Below are 16,559 nucleotides of genomic sequence, written 5' to 3' on the forward strand. Positions count from 1 at the left end.
GCAAATCACCTCCTACAGGAAGTGAATCATGAACCACGCCTCACTGGAATCCCTCGCGATTCAAACTGAACGTCCGACGCTCTAGCTATGAGTATCGAGCGATGGACGGCTGATCGATCACCCAAAGCCAGTTCCCGTCACCTTGCCGGCGAGCGATTTCCGCAGTAACGGTGCCATCGGCAAGGCGCGTGGAAGTGAGCGCCAAATCCCTGTTGATGATAGCCGGACGCTGATCTCCGAGATCAAACTTTCGTCCCGCTGCCACCAACTTGGCGTAAAATCGGCGGATGGCATCTCTGCCGCAGGCCAACTGTCCGTTGCCGGTAGCGAGGATGGCACCGGGTTCGTAAAGAGCAGCCATTCCTTCCGCGTCTCCCGCTTGCTCGCGAGAAACCAATAGCCGCGCCAGGTCCTGGGGATCGCTTGCCGGTTTGCGGTTTGCTTCATCATTCATCGGCAGGCTTCCTGACAGCCAAATTCAAACCGAGATACGACCAGGTTCCGGTCACTCCGCCGCGACGGTTTCCCGTTGCAACGCCTTCTTCCAGTCTCCCGTCGTGTTCCACCAGCGGTTCGGGTTGGCGCGGTCGTCGAGACCCTTGGAGCGGCTGGCAAGCAGTGGCTGAATGCGGATCACCGGCTCCTGATAGCTGTGAACCTGGTAAATCGCTTCGACGACGCGAGCGGCGAGCTTCTGGTCGTCAGGCAGTTCGAACGACACCTCGACAGTCCCTGGCCGCCTGCGCAATTCCGTCTCGGCGCCGGCGGCGGCACCTTCAAGCGGCCGGTAGCGTTCGATGCCGTCCGCCGACTGGAAAGCATTGCTGTCATATTTGCCCATTCCGAGCGGTACGATCGCGACCACCGCCTCCATGATGCGGTCGACATCGGCTGCCGGTGCCTGAAAGGTCACCAGCAGCAGCAATTCCATCCGCAGCGATTTCGTTTCAAAGCCACTATCGATCATCCGAGGTCTCCCTGCTATGCATTTTGGGGGAGCATATACTCGAGCCCTCCTGACATGGTTGTGTCAGGAGTTGGTCAGCAGTGGGAGCGATGTCGGCAGCTGGGCCGACTCAGAGGATTTTGCGGAGCAGCCTGGTGCCGACCAGCACGATATAGCAGGCGAAGAACAGGCCGAGCGCCCAACCGAAGCCCGACGGCCCGAAAGCGTCCATGCCGATGCCGATTGCCTGCGGGCCAAGCACCATGCCGACGCCGTAGCAGAGAACGAAGGCGGCGTTGGCGGAGGCCAGTTCGTGGCCGGAAAGCTGGGAGCCGAGGTGAGCAAGACCGATTGTATACATAGCGGCGACCACACCGCCCCAGATGAACAGAAGCGCTGCCATCAAATGCCAGTTATGCGCGAAGAACGGCATGAAGACCGTGCCGGCAAGCCCGACAGTGGCACAGGCCATCAGCAGATAGCGGCGGTCGCTGACGCGGTCGCTGATCATGCCGATCGGGATCTGCAACAGCACATTGCCAAGCCCGATCATGGTGAGCAAAAGGGCGGCGTCCGCCTCTGAGTAGCCGATGCGGCTACCGTAGACCGGGAACAGTGCAAAGCCGCCGGTCTCGACCGCGCCGAACACCAGCACGGCGGCGGTTGCCGTCGGCACCAGCCAGATGTAACGCAGGAAATTGCTGGTTTCGCCGTCCGAGACGATCGTCGGGCTCTCGTTGCGTGCCGCCAGGACCGGTATGGCAGCGAGCGTAACCAAGGCGATGGTAACGCCGAAGGGCAGGAAGCCACTGCTGCCGAGATGGGCGAACAGCCAAGGCCCGGCGGCAAAGCCGAGAGACAGCACGGTGGCATAGATGCCGAGGACCAGTCCGCGCCGGTGTGGCGGCGCCGAGGTGCTGATCCAGAATTCCGACAGGATGAACAGCACCGTCAGCGCGATATGCAGCAGCACGCGCAGCGGAAACCACATCCAGAAAGCTGGCGCGAAATGGAAACCGACAAAGGCCAGCGCTCCGGCCGCAATCATGGCAAGCATCGTCCAGGCGACCCCGAACCGCATGGCAAGCGGAGTGGCGAGCGGCGCGCCGGCGATAGAGGCGAGGCCGGCGACCGCGGTGTTGAGACCGATCATCGACGCGGAATGGCCACGCGTTTCCAGGATCACGCTGAGCAGCGGCATGCCAAGGCCGATGGCAATGCCGACGACGCTGATCGACGAGATCGCCGCGACCATCGGCAGCCAGTGTACGCGTTCCTTGCCCTGCGGCTGGATATCGACTGTCATGGAATGCCTGGCTGCTCTAGAGAATTTCGCGGACGAAGCGATTGCGGACAAGCCGGTAGAACGGCACGGGACCGCCGGGGCTCAGCAGCGGATCCCGGGCGAGCCGGGTTTCCAGCTCCTCCAGGACCGTGCGCGTGATGTCTGGAATATCGGCTTGCCGGGCCTTGGCCAGCGGCAGCCAAACGACGTCTTCCAACTCGTCGGTCGGACCGCCATCCGGCAGTTGCACGGCGACATCGTCGCGCCATGCGGCGAGAAAGCGCGTATCGAAGCGGCGCACCCGGTTGGGCGGGGTGATGGCGCGTGCGACGAAGCGCAGCGCTTGCAGTGATGGGATGACGCCGTGTTCGACAAAGCCCTGCCAGTCGCGCCTGGCGGTTGCGAACACGCCTTTTTGACCGATCAGCAGGCCGGCCTCCTCATAGGCTTCGCGGATTGCCGACAAGGCAATGGCGCGGGCGCGAGCCGGGCTGGTGCGGCCGATGCCAGCGGTCAATCTCGCTTCTTCCTCGGGATGAAGTGCGGTGGCTATCGGGATGCGGCTGTCGGCCGGATCTGTGCGGCCGCCGGGAAACACGAATTTTCCCGGCATGAAGGCATGACGGGCGTGGCGCCGGCCCATCAGCACCAGGAATTCGTCGCCCTTGCGGTCGAGCAGGATCAGCGTCGCGGCGTCGCGCGGGCGTATAGGCTTGGCATCGAGCGCGATCCGCTCAACCTTGTCGATTTCCGCCTTGGTCATAACGTCCATGCGCTCGACCTAGCGGAATCTTCTCCGATGCGGAAGTGGCGTCCAGCCATGCCGATTGCGCCAGCCTCGGTTTCAAGCCTCGGGATGCGACTCGATCAGATCTTCTTCACCGCCAAAGCCGTGCATATAAAATGCCCATTGCAGGCCGATGACAGCGCCCTTGACTGGCTGCAGCAGGACGACGGCGAGAATGATGGTCAATGGCACCCAGATGGCGATGTGCTGCCAGGTCGACAGCGTCGAGGTCGCTTCGACACCCATGAAGGCGCCGAGCACGATGTGGCCGACAATGACCACCACAAGATAGGCCGGCAGGTCGTCGGCGCGATGGTGGTGAAGTTCCTCGCCGCAATGATCGCATTTGTCGACGGTCTTGACGAAGGCGCGAAACAGCTTGCCCTCGCCGCAATGCGGGCAGCGGCCGAGCATGCCGCGCTTCATTGCCGTCCATAGCGGCCGGGCGGTCCGGCCCGAGTGATGTTCGCCGCCGAAAATCCGTTCTTCCACCTGCAGTTCTGTTGGCATTACCGTCTCCTGCCGCGCGAGCCTGGACGCGATTGCGACGCCCGGGCGCGGCCTTTGGCCTTGTGGAACGACCGTTTGGAGCCGGGCAGCGGCTTTGGCTCGGTCAGCATCTCGAAACGCATCGCGCCGGCCATCGGCGCCACCTCGATCAGGCGAACCTCGACGCGATCAGCAAGCTGATAGCCCTTGCCGGTGCGTTCTCCGAAAAGCGATCGAGCAGTTTCGTCGTATATATAGTAGTCGCCGCCCAGGGTTGAAACCGGAATGAAGCCATCCGCGCCATACTGCGGCAATTGGACAAACAGGCCCGATTTGGTGACGCCCGAGATGCGGGCGTCGAAACGGTCGTCGATGCGCTCGGCGAGATAGGCGGCGATCAGCCGGTCGACCGTGTCGCGCTCGGCGGCCATCGCGCGCCGCTCGGTCGCCGAAATCAGCGCCGAGACCTCTTCCAGCCGCTCCGCCTCGTCCTGCGTCAGGCCCCCCGGACCAAGGCCGAGTGCGGCAATCAGCCCGCGATGCACGATCAGGTCGGCATATCTGCGGATCGGCGAGGTGAAATGCGCGTAGCGCTTCAGGTTGAGGCCGAAATGGCCGATATTGGCGGGCGAATATTCGGCCTGGCTCTGCGAGCGCAGCACCACTTCGTTGACCAGCCCCTCATTGTCGGCGCCGCGCACGCGAGCGAGGATGCCGTTGAACTGGTTCGGCCGCATTTGCGCGCCGCGCGCCAGCGACATGCCGAGCGTCTGCAGGAATTCACGCAACGATTCCTGCTTGGCGAGCGAGGGCGCATCGTGGATGCGGTAGACCAGCGCCTGGCGCTTCGCCTCGAGTGTCTCGGCGGCGGCGACATTGGCCTGGATCATGAACTCTTCGATCAGCTTGTGCGCGTCGAGCCGCTCCGGCACGACGACCTTGTCGACGGTGCCGTCCTGCTTGAGCAGGATCTTGCGCTCGGGCAGATCGAGCTCAAGCGGCTGGCGCGTGTCGCGGCCGCGCTTCAGGATCGCGTAGGCGTCCCATAGCGGCTTCAGCACCGTATCGAGGATCGGGCCAGTCGTGTCATCCGGTGCGCCGTCGATCGCCGCTTGCGCCTGCTGATAGGCGAGTTTCGCCGCCGACTTCATCATGACGCGATGGAAGGAGTGTCTGAGTTTGTGGCCATCGGCCGAGAAAGTCATCCGCACCGCTATCGCCGGACGATCCTGGCCTTCGCGCAGTGAACAGAGGTCGTTCGAGATGCGCTCCGGCAGCATCGGCACGACGCGGTCGGGGAAATAGACCGAATTGCCGCGCTTCAGCGCTTCGCGATCGAGCGCCGTGGCATAGCGCACGTATGCAGCGACATCCGCAATGGCGACGGTGACAACCACGCCGCCGGCGTTCTTCTCGTCGGTGTCGGGCATAGCGAACACCGCGTCGTCATGATCCTTGGCGTCGGCCGGATCGATGGTGAGCAGCGGCAGCTCGCGCCAATCCTCGCGGCCGGCAAGCGTCGCCGGCTTGACCGCCTCCGCCTCGGCGATAACGTCGGCGGGGAAAATATGCGGAATGTCGTGTGCGTGGATGGCGATCATCGAGACCGCCTTTTCGCTGGTCAGCGACCCCAACACCGCCAGAACCTTGGCTCGCGGCAGCCCGTAGCGCGAGGCCCGCGCCGGCTCGACCTCGACCAGGTCGCCGTTCTTGGCGCCGTTCTGGAATTCCTTGTCGACGACCAGCTCCGGCTGACGCCTTTCCACCGGCTCGATGCGGAACGTGCCGTCCTTCAGCACACGGAAAACGCCGAGAACCGCATCGGTGCGCTTCTCGAATATCTTCATCACCCGGCCGGTATAGGCCGGGCCTGCCGGATCGTCGGTCGGAAAGGTCTTGGCCAGCACGCGGTCGCCGATGCCCGGCGTCGGGCCATTGCCGCCGCGCGACACGCGGATCGCTATGACCGGAGGTTCGCCATTGCCGATCGCTTCGGTCGGGTGCGCCAGCAGCACACCGTCGGCGTCACGGCCGAAGATGTCGAGCACCGCGACGTGGGGCAGGGCGCCGACACGGGCAAGCCGCTTGCGCTCCTTGGTCAGCAGGCCTTCATCCTGCAGGTCGCGCAAGACGTCCTTCAGCCAGATACGGTCTTCGCCGCGTAGCGCAAACGCCTTGGCGATGTCGCGTTTTCCGGCGCGGTCCGGATTTTCGGCGATGTAACGCAGTATCTCGTCGCGTGAAGGCCGGTAATTGTCCCTGACCTTGGCACGGGTATCGGCGGTGCGCAGATCGCCGTGGCTTCTTCCGGAGACTTTGCGCGCCAATCCGTCCTATCCCTTTTTCCTGGCCGCCGGTTTTTTGGCCGCAGCCGGTTTCTTCGCAGGCGCGGCCGCTTTGCGGAAGGGCTTCCTGGCGCCGTTGCCGCCCTTGGCTTCCTTTTCCGCAATGAGCGCCACCGCATCCTCGATCGTCACCGATTGCGGATCCTTGCCCTTCGGCAGCGTCGCATTGACCTTGCCGAAATTCACATAAGGCCCGTATTTGCCGTCGCGCACGACTATCTTGCCGCCGCCGGCAGGATGCTCGCCCAGTTCCTTGAGCGCAGCGGCTGTGCCGCCATTGCGGCCGCCTTTGCCCTTCAATTGCTTCTCGGCGATCACCGAGACGGCGCGATTGAGGCCGATCGAGAACACGTCCTCGATGCTGTCGAGATTGGCGTAGGTGCCGTCATGCAGCACGAACGGCCCGTAGCGCCCCAGCCCGGCCGAAATCATCTTGCCGGATTCCGGATGCTTGCCGACGTCGCGCGGCAGCGACAACAAGGCGAGCGCCTTTTCGTGATCGATCGAATCGACCGTCCAGCCCTTGGGCAGACTGGAACGCTTGGCATCCTTGCCGTCGCCGCGCTGGATATAGGGGCCGAACCGGCCATTGCGCAGCGTGATCTCCTCGGCGGTATAGGGGTCCTTGCCGAGCACTTTGGTGCCGTCTTCACCACCGCCGTTCTCGCCATTGGGATTGGCGGCGTCGCCGAGCTGGCGGGTGAAGGAGCATTCGGGATAGTTCGAACAGCCGACGAAGGCGCCGAACTTGCCGAGCTTCAGCGACAGGTTGCCGGTGCCGCATTTCGGACAGATACGCGGGTTCGAACCGTCTTCGCGCGCGGGAAAGACCAGCGGCGCCAGTTCCTCGTTCAATGCATCGAGGACGTCGGTGACGCGCAACTCCTTGATGTCGGCGACGGCGCCGGAAAAATCCTTCCAGAAATCGCGCAGCACGTCCTTCCATGCGAGCTTGCCGTCGGAAATCTCGTCGAGCTTTTCCTCCAGCGAAGCGGTGAAGTCGTACTCGACATAACGCTCGAAGAAGCTTTCGAGGAAGGCCGACAATAGCCGGCCCTTTGCCTGCGGCACCAGCTTGCGCTTGTCGATGGTGACATAGTCACGATCCTCGAGCGTCTTCAGGATCGCCGTATAAGTCGACGGCCGGCCGATGCCCAACTCTTCCAGCTTCTTGATCAGCGAAGCTTCCGAATAACGCGGCGGCGGCTCGGTGGTGTGCTGGGTGGCGTTGATCGCCTCGCGTGTGAGCTGCTCGCCGGCACGGATCTCGGGCAGGCGGCGGCTTTCCTCGTCTTCCGAATCTTCTTCCTTCTGCTCGATGTAAGCGGCAAGGAAGCCGTCGAAGCGAACAACCGAGCCTACAGCGCGAAGCTCGGCGGTGCGCGGGCCGTTGACTGCCTCTATCTCGACCGTGGTGCGCTCTATCTCGGCCGGCTGCATCTGGCTGGCGATGGCGCGTTTCCAGATCATCTCGTAAAGCCGCGCCTGGTCGGCGTCGAGATACTGCTTGACGGAAGCCGGCGTGCGCATGAAATCGGTCGGACGGATCGCTTCGTGCGCCTCCTGGGCATTCTTGGCCTTGGCGGAATAGTAGCGCGGCTTTTCAGGCAGGTATTTAGGGCCGAATTCCTTGGCAATCGCATCGCGTGCGGCAGAGATCGCCTCCGGTGCCATCTGCACGCCATCGGTCCGCATATAGGTGATCAGGCCGGTGGTCTCACCGCCGATCTCCATGCCCTCATAGAGCCGCTGCGCCACCTGCATGGTGCGGTTGGCCGAAAAGCCGAGACCCGATGAGGCTGCCTGCTGCAGCGTCGAGGTGGTGAAGGGCGGCCCGGGATTGCGCTTGGTCGGCTTCGCTTCGACAGACGCCGCCTTGAAGCTGGCGCCTTCGAGCATCGCTTTGATGTCGTCGGCCTGCGCCTTGTTAGAAATGTCGAGCTTTTGCAGCTTCTTGCGCTCGAAGGCGGTCAGCCGCGCCTCGAAATTTTCCTTGCGCGGCGTACCGAGAATGGCGGCGACCTGCCAGTATTCCTCGCGGATGAAGCGCTCGATCTCGGATTCGCGGTCGCAGACCAGACGCAGCGCCACCGACTGGACGCGGCCGGCGGAGCGGGCGCCAGGCAGCTTGCGCCACAGCACGGGCGACAGCGTGAAGCCGACCAGATAGTCGAGCGCGCGGCGGGCGAGATAGGCATCGACCAGCGGCGCGTCGATCTGGCGCGGATTGGCCATCGCCTCCAGCACGGACGCCTTGGTGATGGCGTTAAAGACGACGCGGCTGACCGGCTTGTCCTTCAACGCGCGCTTTTGCTTCAGCACTTCCAGAACATGCCAGGAGATCGCTTCGCCCTCGCGGTCCGGATCGGTGGCGAGGATCAGCCCGTCGGCGTCCTTGACCGCCTTGGCAATATCGGCGAGACGCTTTCCAGACGCGGTGTCGACGGCCCAGGACATGGCAAAGTCCTCATCCGGACGCACCGAGCCATCCTTGGCCGGCAGATCGCGGACATGGCCGAACGAGGCCAGAACCTTGTAGTTCTTGCCGAGGTATTTGTTGATTGTCTTCGCCTTGGCCGGCGATTCGACGACGACGACGTCCATACGGTCTCATATCAGTTGTGATGCGGCAGAAGAATTCCGCTGCGCGCGACGAAATCTCGTTCAATGTGTCGCTCACATGGCCGCGCTTTTGCATCCGGTCAAGGCCAAGCAGTCAAAATGCGGCCCTGTACCGAATGCGCAACCCAACGGCGCCATGCGATTTTCCGCAATCCTGGATAAGGGAAATGGGCAGCCTATCGCTGGACAAGCCCGGCAATTGATCCTGGAGAACGGGACAAACTCTCCCGCGGATATAAGAGAAACATCGAGCACGCGCCAGCCCTGCTTGAACAGATGCTGTGAAGCGCGCAATCGGTAGCCCGGCATTTTGCTCGGACAGTCGCAAGGAAGTACCGTGCTGAAAAGCTGGCCGCCGGGGCGGTTGGGTCGAGTTCCCAGCGACCAGCCGTGTTACCGCCGGTTACAGCCGATCAGAAGCTCAAGGCCTAGTCGGCCTTGGCGATATGCCAGACGCCGCCGACACCCTCGCCGGTCACGTCGCCGGCCTTCTTGTCCTTGATGAACGTGTAGAGCGGCTTACCTTCGTAGGCCCACATCCTGGTGCCGTCGGTGCGGTCGACGATCGTCCACTCGCCCTCGGCCTTGGCGTTGGCGTCAGCCTTCAGCGGCGGCCAATTGGCGGCGCATTTGTCGTAGCAGTTCGACTTGCCCGCCTCGTCCTTGTCGTAGGTGTAGAGCGTCATGCCGCTGGCGTCGGTGTAGATCTTGGTGCCGCCGACCTCCGCTTCCTTCCACGCCTCGGCGGCGAAGGATGCGGCAGTGCCGAGCAAAAGCGCGGCCATGCCAGTTGCGATCGTTTTCATGGATTTCTCCCTGGATCATTCGAAAAGCGCGCGGAACAACGCAGCTTCGTATGATCAACGCTGCCTGGCTGCCCTTTCTTCCCGGGCGGGCGTCGACTTGCTACCCAATGTGATGGGGCCACGCGATGGTGATTGGCGGACAGCTGTTGTCGCGGCTATATGGCTGCGCAGTCATCGGGAGACGGAAATGGCATTGGACGTCGGCTATGTCAGTGCGATCGGGGCGGGAGCGATTTCGTTCCTGTCGCCTTGCGTGCTGCCGCTGGTGCCACCGTACCTGTGCTATATGGCCGGCGTGTCGGTCGACGATTTCCGCGGCGAGGCCGGCATTACGGCAAAGGCCGGTGCGCGAGGCGCGCTGGTTAATTCCTCCATCGCCTTCGTGCTCGGCTTCTCGACCGTCTTCGTCGCGCTCGGCGCCGGCGCCTCGACCATCGGCCATCTGCTGCGAGTCTGGCAGGAGCCGCTGGCAATGGCGGCCGGCGTGCTGATCATCCTGATGGGGCTGAATTTCCTCGGCGTACTGCGCATCCCTTTGCTTTCACGCGAGGCGCGCTTCCAGTCACAAGGCAAGCCGGCCAGCCTGATCGCCGCTTACGTAATGGGCCTGGCCTTCGCCTTTGGCTGGACGCCCTGTATCGGCCCGGTGCTGGGGCCGATCCTGACGCTTGCCGGCGGCCGCGAGACGGTGGGCGAGGGCGCGCTGCTGCTTGCCGCCTATTCGCTCGGCCTCGGTATTCCCTTCCTCGTTGCGGCGCTGTTTTCAGGCGCCTTCATGCGCTTTCTCGGGAAATTCCGCGTCCATCTCGGCCGCGTCGAAAAGGCCATCGGCGCGTTGCTGGTGGTCGCCGGCGTGTTTTTCCTGACCGGCGGCGTGCAGGCGGTGTCCTATTGGTTGCTCGAGAATTTTCCGGTGCTGGGGCAATTGGGATAGGTTTGCCGCCCGGCCGAAGCGCGAGGCCGTAGCTGCGGCGCAAGGCACCGCAGCTACGCGGTCCATTCACCTTCGAAATAGCCCGGCTGGTCGATATCGGCGATGAGCCCGGGTCCGCTCGGCGCCCACCCCAGCAGCGCGCGAGTCCGCTCGCTCGAGGTCGGGACATCCATCGCCGCGAACATCGCGAACCAGCCAAAATGATCGGCGGCTTCTTCCGCGGACTTGGCGACGACCGGCACGTTCAGGCGCCGGCCGATCACGCCGGCGATGTCCTTGAACGGCACGCCTTCTTCGGCGATCGCGTGATATCGCCCGCCATCGGCTCCATGCTCGAGCGCAAGCCGGTAAACGCGGGCGGCATCGAACCGATGCACGGCAGGCCAGCGATTGAGCCCTTCGCCGATATAGGCCGACACGCCCTTCTTGCGAGCGAGGTCGATGAGAATAGGAACGAAGGCGTGGTCGCCCTGGCCATGGACCGACGGAGGAAGGCGCACAACCGACGCGCGCACGCCGTGTGCCGCCAGCGCGGCGGCTGTCGCTTCGGAGGCGCGGGGATACGAAGCGGAAGAGGGGACAGGCGCATCTTCCTCGGTCGCGATACGGCCCCGCGCCTGGAGCGCGGTTCCGGAGGTGACGAGCAGGGGCCGCTCGGAGCCTTCGAGTGCACCGCCCAAGGCCTCGATGGCGCGCCGGTCCATCTCGCAATTTTGCGCGAATTTCGAGAAGTCGTGGTTGAAGCCGGTATGGATCACTCCATCAGCTGCCGCTGCGCCCCTGCTGAGGCTTTCGAGGTCTTCGAGGTCACCTCGATGCACCTCGGCTCCGGTGGCTGCAAGCGACTTGGCCGACGCCGCCGAGCGGGCGAGGCCGAGCACCTGATGGCCGGCGCCGATGAGTTCTTGAACGACGGCAGAACCGACGAATCCGGTCGCTCCGGTAACGAAAACACGCATCACGACTTCTCCTTGTTCGTTTCTGACCACGACCATTTTCGCGGCTCAGTTGTGTCGTGATAGGCGCTTGAGAAAATACGATCTATGCGGTAAAGTCCGTATTATCTTCGCAATCGTCCGGAATGACTTGTGGATCCCCTTTCAGATGTGCTCTCGCTGCTGAAGCCGCGAAACTATATGTCGGCCGGTTTCGATGCTGGTGGTGAATGGTCGATCCAGTTCCCCGACCAGCAGCAAAGCATCAAGACCGGAGCGGTGGTCTCCGGCCGGTGCTGGCTATCTGTGGAGGGCGTTGCCGACGCAGTGCGCCTTGAGACGGGAGACTGCTTCCTGCTGCCGAGTGGACGGCCATTCCGCCTTGCAAGCGACATGAGCTTGACGCCTGTTGAAGCCGTCAAGATTTTTCCGCCTGCGCGAGCCGGCGGTGTCGTGACCCACAATGGCGGTGGTGATTTCTTTCTGGTCAGCAGCCGCTTCGCGCTTGGCGGCAATCATGCCGGCATCCTGTTGCGGATGCTGCCAGCCATTGTGCATATCCGCAAAGAGTCGGACCAGTCGGCGCTGCGCTGGTCGGTGGAGCGGATGATGCAGGAGCTGCGCGAGCCACAACCGGGCGGCTTTCTGGTGATCCAGCACCTCGCCCACATGATGCTGGTTCAGGCGCTGCGGCTGCATCTTTCGGAAGGATTGAAAGGTGGCATCGGCTGGCTCTTTGCCCTGGCGGACAAACAGATCGGCGCGGCGATCAGCGCCATGCATGACGATCCGGCGCATGGCTGGACGTTACAGGAACTGGCGGAACGGGCCGGCATGTCGCGATCGACCTTTGCGCTCAGATTCAAGGAGACGGTTGGCGCGTCGCCGATGGACTATTTGACGCGCTGGCGAATGCTGCTGGCCGGCGAACGGCTGACGAATTCCAGCGATCCCGTCGCCGTCATAGCGCTCTCGCTCGGCTACGAATCCGAAAGCGCCTTCAGCACAGCCTTCAAGCGGGTCATGAACTGTTCGCCACGGCAATACGGCCGTGGCCGAGCCTCCAGTTTCGCATCACGCAACGAGGCGGAAGCCGCGTGAGCCGATCGGCTTGAGCGTGTCGCGGGTTGGAGGTTCCACCGTCTCACCGGAATTTAACCGCATTGGTGCAGCATGGCGCCAGTGCTACTAACGCTTCGATTCCAGACCCCTTTCAACGGTTGCCATCCCATGAGCCAGAGAACCTGCCTGTCCATCATCCTCGCCGCCGGCGAAGGCACGCGCATGAAGAGTGCAGTGCCGAAAGTGCTGCACACAATCGCCGGCCTGCCGATGGTTGCCCATGTCGTCAAGGCGGCCGAAGCCGCCGGCAGCGGCGAGTTGGCGCTGGTGATCGGCCATGGCGCCGATGAGATGCGCAAGGCGGCACTCAAGTTTGCGCCGAAGGCCGAGGCTTTCGTCCAGGAAAAACGTCTCGGCACCGCGCACGCCGTGCTTGCCGCACGCGCAGCAATATCAAAAGGTTATGACGACATCTTGGTGATGTTTGGCGACACGCCGTTGATCGATCCGGAAGCGCTCGCGGCGGCGCGGCTGAAGCTGGCGGAAGGTGCGGCCGTCGTCGTGGTCGGCTTCCGTACGGAAAATCCTTCGGGCTACGGCCGGCTTATCGAAAAGGCCGGCAAGCTCGTGGCCATCCGCGAGGAGAAGGACTGCTCGGACGAGGAGAAGAAAATCACCTTCTGCAATGGCGGGCTGATGGCGGTCGCCGGCAGGCACGCGCTGAAGCTGCTCGATCAAGTCGGCAGCAAGAACGCCAAGGGCGAGTATTATCTCACCGACATCGTCGAGATCGCCGCTGCGCAGGGACTTGATGTCGTCGCCACCGAAGCCAGTTTCGAGAACGCGCTCGGCATTAACAACCGTGCCGAGCTTGCCCAGGCGGAAGATATCTGGCAGCAGCGCCGCCGGCGCGAGGCGATGCTTTCTGGCGTTACGCTGATCGCGCCCGAAACCGTGTTCTTCTCGCACGACACCGAGATCGGCGCCGATACGATCGTCGAACCCAATGTCTGGTTCGGGCCGGGCGTGAAAATCGCCACGGGGGCCAAGATCCATGCCTTCAGCCATATCGAAGGCGCCACCATCGCGTCGAATTGCGATGTCGGGCCGTTCGCGCGGCTGCGGCCCGGGGCCGATCTGAGAACCAAGGCCAAGGTCGGCAATTTCTGCGAGGTCAAGCAGGCGATCGTCGAAGAGGGCGCCAAGGTCAACCATCTGACCTATATCGGCGATGCCCGCATCGGCGCCGGCGCCAATATCGGCGCCGGCACCATCACCTGCAATTATGACGGCTATTCGAAATTCTTCACCGATATCGGCGAGGGCGCCTTCATAGGCTCGAACTCCTCGCTGGTGGCGCCGGTGTCGATCGGCAAGGGCGGCTACATCGCCTCGGGCAGCGTCATCACAGAAAGCGTACCCGACGATGCGCTGGCCTTCGGCCGCGCCCGCCAGCGGACTCTAGCCGGCAAGGGCAAGGAGTTGCGAGAGCGTTTTTCTCAGGCCGCGGCGGCCCGCAAAAAAGGGTAGACTAGCGGAACTCGGCGACAAGCTGGATTTCGCCAACGATTGCATCGTTGAAGGCCGACAGGTCTTCGGCCGGGATCCAGTATTCCAGATGCGCCCGGCTGCCGGCATGCTGGACGCTGTAACGGTCCAGAAAGCTGCGACGCACCTCGAAACGCGTCACGAAACCTGATCCGCTCGCGGGCACATTCCAGTCTCGGGCGATCTGGGTGGCATAGGCCTCGCTGGTGACCGGATAGAAGATCGGCTGATCGGCAAGTCGAGGAGGAAAGGCGCGCATCCCTGCCCTCTGGATCAACTCCAGTTCGCGGGGCCCAACCGGACGCCAAAGCGTCACCGTGTCAATTCGTTCGTTCATAGCCGCATCATGTCTTTGACTGATTTCTGGAGCCGTTGAGCCGAGATAGGATACATAAGCGGAGAAACTGAGCAATTGCAGTAACCGGATTGCAAGTGCGCCCTGTCATGGTGCATCTGTGCAGGATAGTCCGGCTGATACCGGACGAAATGGAATGTGATTTTTCGCGACAGCCCGGCAGTCTCTAAATAGCGCCGGGTTTGAGGTCGGAATCGGGGGCAAGCGCCATGTGCGGTATCGTTGGAATTGTCGGTAACTCGCCGGTCGCGCCGCTTATCGTCGATGCGCTGAAAAGGCTCGAATATCGCGGCTATGACTCGGCCGGCGTCGCCACGATCGAGCACGGCAGGCTTGACCGCCGCCGCGCCGAGGGCAAGCTGGTCAATCTCGAGCGCCGGCTGAAGGACGAACCGCTCGACGGCATGATCGGCATCGGCCACACGCGCTGGGCCACACATGGCGTTCCGAACGAGAGCAATGCGCATCCGCATTTTTCCGACGGCGTCGCCATCGTCCATAACGGCATCATCGAGAATTTCGCCGAATTGCGCGACGAGCTGATGCGCGACGGCTACAGCTTCGCCTCGCAGACCGATACCGAAGTCGTCGCTCATCTGGTGGCGCGCGAACTGGCCAAGGGGCTGAAGCCGGTTGAGGCGGCGCACAAGGCGCTGAAGCGGCTGGAAGGCGCCTTTGCGCTCGCCATCATGTTCAAGGGCGACGAGGATCTGATCGTCGGCGCGCGCAACGGCCCGCCGCTCGCGGTCGGTCATGGCGACGGCCAGATGTTCCTTGGCTCCGACGCCATTGCGCTTGCCCCTTTCACCAATTCGATCACCTATCTGGAAGACGGCGACTGGGCGGTGGTGCGCCGCAACGAGGTCGATATCTTCGACATGGGCGGCAACAAGGTCGACCGCAAACGCCAACAGTCGCTCAGCACGAGCTTCATGGTCGACAAAGGCAACCGCCGCCATTTCATGGAAAAGGAAATCCATGAGCAGCCGGAAGTGATCTCGCACACGCTGGCGCATTATGTTGATTTCGTCGGCGGCGTCTCGAAGCCGCTCGAGCTGCCGTTCGATTTCGCCAAGGTCGACCGGCTGGCGATCTCGGCCTGCGGCACCGCCTATCTCGCCGGGCTGATCAGCAAATACTGGTTCGAGCGCTATGCGCGGCTGCCGGTCGACATCGATGTCGCTTCGGAGTTCCGCTACCGCGAGATGCCGCTGTCGAAGAACGATGCCGCTTTCTTCATCTCGCAATCGGGTGAGACCGCCGACACGCTGGCGTCGCTGCGCTACTGCCGCAAGGCCGGCATGAAGATCGGCGCGGTCGTCAATGTGCGCGAATCGACCATGGCGCGCGAATCCGACGTCATCCTGCCGACGTTGGCCGGCCCGGAGATCGGCGTCGCTTCGACCAAGGCGTTCACCTGCCAGCTTTCCGTGCTGGCCTCGCTGGCGGTGCGGGCGGGCGTGGCGCGCGGAACGATTTCGCAGGAGCAGGAGAAAACGCTGATACGCGAGCTGTCGGAAGCGCCGCGTTATGCGAACCAGGTGCTAAAGCTCGACGGGCAGATCGAAAAGGTCGCGCGCGACCTCTCGCACTACAAAAACGTGCTTTATCTCGGCCGCGACACCAATTTTCCGCTGGCCATGGAAGGCGCGCTGAAGCTCAAGGAAATTTCCTATATCCACGCCGAAGGCTATGCCGCCGGCGAGTTGAAGCACGGCCCGATCGCGCTGATCGACGAGAACATGCCCGTCATCGTCATCGCGCCGCATGACCGCATCTTCGAAAAGACCGTGTCGAACATGCAGGAGGTCGCGGCACGCGGCGGCAAGATCATCCTGATCACCGACAGCAAGGGCGCCGCACACGCTACGGTGAAGACGATGGAGACGATCGTTTTGCCGGACGTGCCGGAAATCATCTCGCCGATCATCTACGCGCTGCCGATCCAGATGCTCGCCTATTTCACCGCCGTGTTCATGGGCACGGATGTCGACCAGCCTCGCAACCTGGCGAAATCGGTAACGGTGGAATGATCGGTTCCAAACGGCTACCGATAGGGTCCAACGACAATTTAGTATCAGTTATTGATACATATTTCTTGCACCCTGTCTTGTATCAATGTATGATACAAGACGAGGGCAGAAGTTGATCGTTTCGTTCAAAGGCAAAGCGGTGGAAGCGGTTGCCGAGGGGAAGGCACCGAAAGGTTTCCACCGGATCTGGTTGCCCGTGGCGAACGTCGTCTTCGAGCGATCGAAAACGCCGCACAATTGAACGACCTTCGATCGCCACCCGGAAATCGCCTTGAAGCCCTGAAAGGGAGCAGAGCTGGGCAGCATTCAATTCGTATCAACGACCAATGGCGTATCTGCTTCAAATGGACCAACGCTGGCGCCGAAGAGGTGGAGATCGTCGACTACCATTGAGCGGGCACTTGCCCTAAAC

At 62.7% G+C, this 16,559-nt stretch carries 16 protein-coding genes; 6 read left to right on the forward strand and 10 right to left on the reverse strand.

Features of this window, described 5'->3' with window-relative positions:
* Positions 1–85: 85 nt before the first annotated feature.
* The 8 genes from NKJ32_RS14520 to NKJ32_RS14555 all read right to left on the reverse strand — a co-directional run bounded on the left by NKJ32_RS14520 (position 86) and on the right by NKJ32_RS14555 (position 9,280).
* Entirely contained in the window at positions 86–454 is a 369-nt protein-coding gene (locus NKJ32_RS14520) for a YybH family protein (RefSeq protein ID WP_352455648.1), read from the reverse strand.
* A 51-nt stretch (positions 455–505) separates the two neighbouring features.
* The gene (locus NKJ32_RS14525) at positions 506–967 is read right to left on the reverse strand and encodes a YqfO family protein (protein WP_352455649.1); all 462 of its coding nucleotides are present in this window, start codon (positions 965–967) and stop codon (positions 506–508) included.
* 109 nt (positions 968–1,076) lie between these two features.
* The gene (locus NKJ32_RS14530; protein ID WP_023679978.1) at positions 1,077–2,252 is read right to left on the reverse strand and encodes an MFS transporter; all 1,176 of its coding nucleotides are present in this window, start codon (positions 2,250–2,252) and stop codon (positions 1,077–1,079) included.
* A 16-nt stretch (positions 2,253–2,268) separates the two neighbouring features.
* Positions 2,269–3,003: an NUDIX hydrolase gene (locus NKJ32_RS14535; protein WP_352455650.1), complete on the reverse strand. Its 735-nt coding sequence runs from the start codon at positions 3,001–3,003 to the stop codon at positions 2,269–2,271.
* A 72-nt stretch (positions 3,004–3,075) separates the two neighbouring features.
* Positions 3,076–3,528, reverse strand: a complete 453-nt coding sequence (locus tag NKJ32_RS14540) for a DUF983 domain-containing protein (protein ID WP_023679976.1) — start codon at positions 3,526–3,528, stop codon at positions 3,076–3,078.
* Positions 3,528–5,834, reverse strand: coding sequence for a ribonuclease R (gene rnr / locus NKJ32_RS14545; protein WP_502896617.1), 2,307 nt, complete (start codon positions 5,832–5,834; stop codon positions 3,528–3,530). The genes NKJ32_RS14540 and rnr overlap by 1 nt, the downstream gene beginning before the upstream one ends.
* A gap of 6 nt (positions 5,835–5,840) precedes the next feature.
* The gene (gene topA, locus NKJ32_RS14550) at positions 5,841–8,456 is read right to left on the reverse strand and encodes a type I DNA topoisomerase (protein ID WP_352455651.1); all 2,616 of its coding nucleotides are present in this window, start codon (positions 8,454–8,456) and stop codon (positions 5,841–5,843) included.
* Between the two features lie 446 nt (positions 8,457–8,902).
* A complete protein-coding gene (locus NKJ32_RS14555) occupies positions 8,903–9,280 on the reverse strand; it encodes a COG4315 family predicted lipoprotein (RefSeq protein WP_352568795.1) in 378 nt (125 codons plus the stop codon).
* Between the two features lie 187 nt (positions 9,281–9,467).
* Here NKJ32_RS14555 and NKJ32_RS14560 point away from each other — a divergent pair, with 187 nt between their 5' ends.
* Complete coding sequence (locus NKJ32_RS14560; protein ID WP_031212847.1) at positions 9,468–10,214, forward strand: cytochrome c biogenesis CcdA family protein; 747 nt, start codon at positions 9,468–9,470, stop codon at positions 10,212–10,214.
* A gap of 53 nt (positions 10,215–10,267) precedes the next feature.
* Here the strand turns inward: NKJ32_RS14560 and NKJ32_RS14565 are convergent, their stop codons facing one another.
* Positions 10,268–11,173 (reverse strand): SDR family oxidoreductase, encoded by a 906-nt coding sequence (locus tag NKJ32_RS14565; RefSeq protein WP_352754786.1) that lies wholly within the window; start codon positions 11,171–11,173, stop codon positions 10,268–10,270.
* Positions 11,174–11,302: 129 nt separating this feature from the next.
* Here NKJ32_RS14565 and NKJ32_RS14570 point away from each other — a divergent pair, with 129 nt between their 5' ends.
* On the forward strand, positions 11,303–12,250 hold the full coding sequence (locus NKJ32_RS14570; RefSeq protein ID WP_352754785.1) for an AraC family transcriptional regulator: 948 nt from the start codon (positions 11,303–11,305) through the stop codon (positions 12,248–12,250).
* 129 nt (positions 12,251–12,379) lie between these two features.
* On the forward strand, positions 12,380–13,741 hold the full coding sequence (gene glmU, locus NKJ32_RS14575) for a bifunctional UDP-N-acetylglucosamine diphosphorylase/glucosamine-1-phosphate N-acetyltransferase GlmU (RefSeq protein WP_352594487.1): 1,362 nt from the start codon (positions 12,380–12,382) through the stop codon (positions 13,739–13,741).
* Between the two features lies 1 nt (position 13,742).
* Here glmU and NKJ32_RS14580 read toward each other — a convergent pair whose 3' ends face one another.
* Complete coding sequence (locus tag NKJ32_RS14580; RefSeq protein ID WP_023679968.1) at positions 13,743–14,096, reverse strand: hypothetical protein; 354 nt, start codon at positions 14,094–14,096, stop codon at positions 13,743–13,745.
* Between the two features lie 227 nt (positions 14,097–14,323).
* Here NKJ32_RS14580 and glmS point away from each other — a divergent pair, with 227 nt between their 5' ends.
* The 3 genes from glmS to NKJ32_RS14595 all read left to right on the forward strand — a co-directional run bounded on the left by glmS (position 14,324) and on the right by NKJ32_RS14595 (position 16,540).
* Positions 14,324–16,147, forward strand: a complete 1,824-nt coding sequence (gene glmS / locus NKJ32_RS14585) for a glutamine--fructose-6-phosphate transaminase (isomerizing) (RefSeq protein WP_352622634.1) — start codon at positions 14,324–14,326, stop codon at positions 16,145–16,147.
* A gap of 112 nt (positions 16,148–16,259) precedes the next feature.
* Positions 16,260–16,388 (forward strand): hypothetical protein, encoded by a 129-nt coding sequence (locus NKJ32_RS14590; RefSeq protein ID WP_352827930.1) that lies wholly within the window; start codon positions 16,260–16,262, stop codon positions 16,386–16,388.
* Positions 16,367–16,540 carry a type II toxin-antitoxin system RelE/ParE family toxin gene (locus NKJ32_RS14595; protein ID WP_352795557.1) on the forward strand — a complete coding sequence of 58 codons (174 nt, stop codon included), beginning with the start codon at positions 16,367–16,369 and terminating at the stop codon, positions 16,538–16,540. Before NKJ32_RS14590 ends, NKJ32_RS14595 begins: the two co-directional genes overlap by 22 nt.
* Positions 16,541–16,559: the final 19 nt, after the last annotated feature.

The organism is Mesorhizobium sp. M0159, assembly GCF_040322295.1.
Lineage (GTDB): Bacteria > Pseudomonadota > Alphaproteobacteria > Rhizobiales > Rhizobiaceae > Mesorhizobium.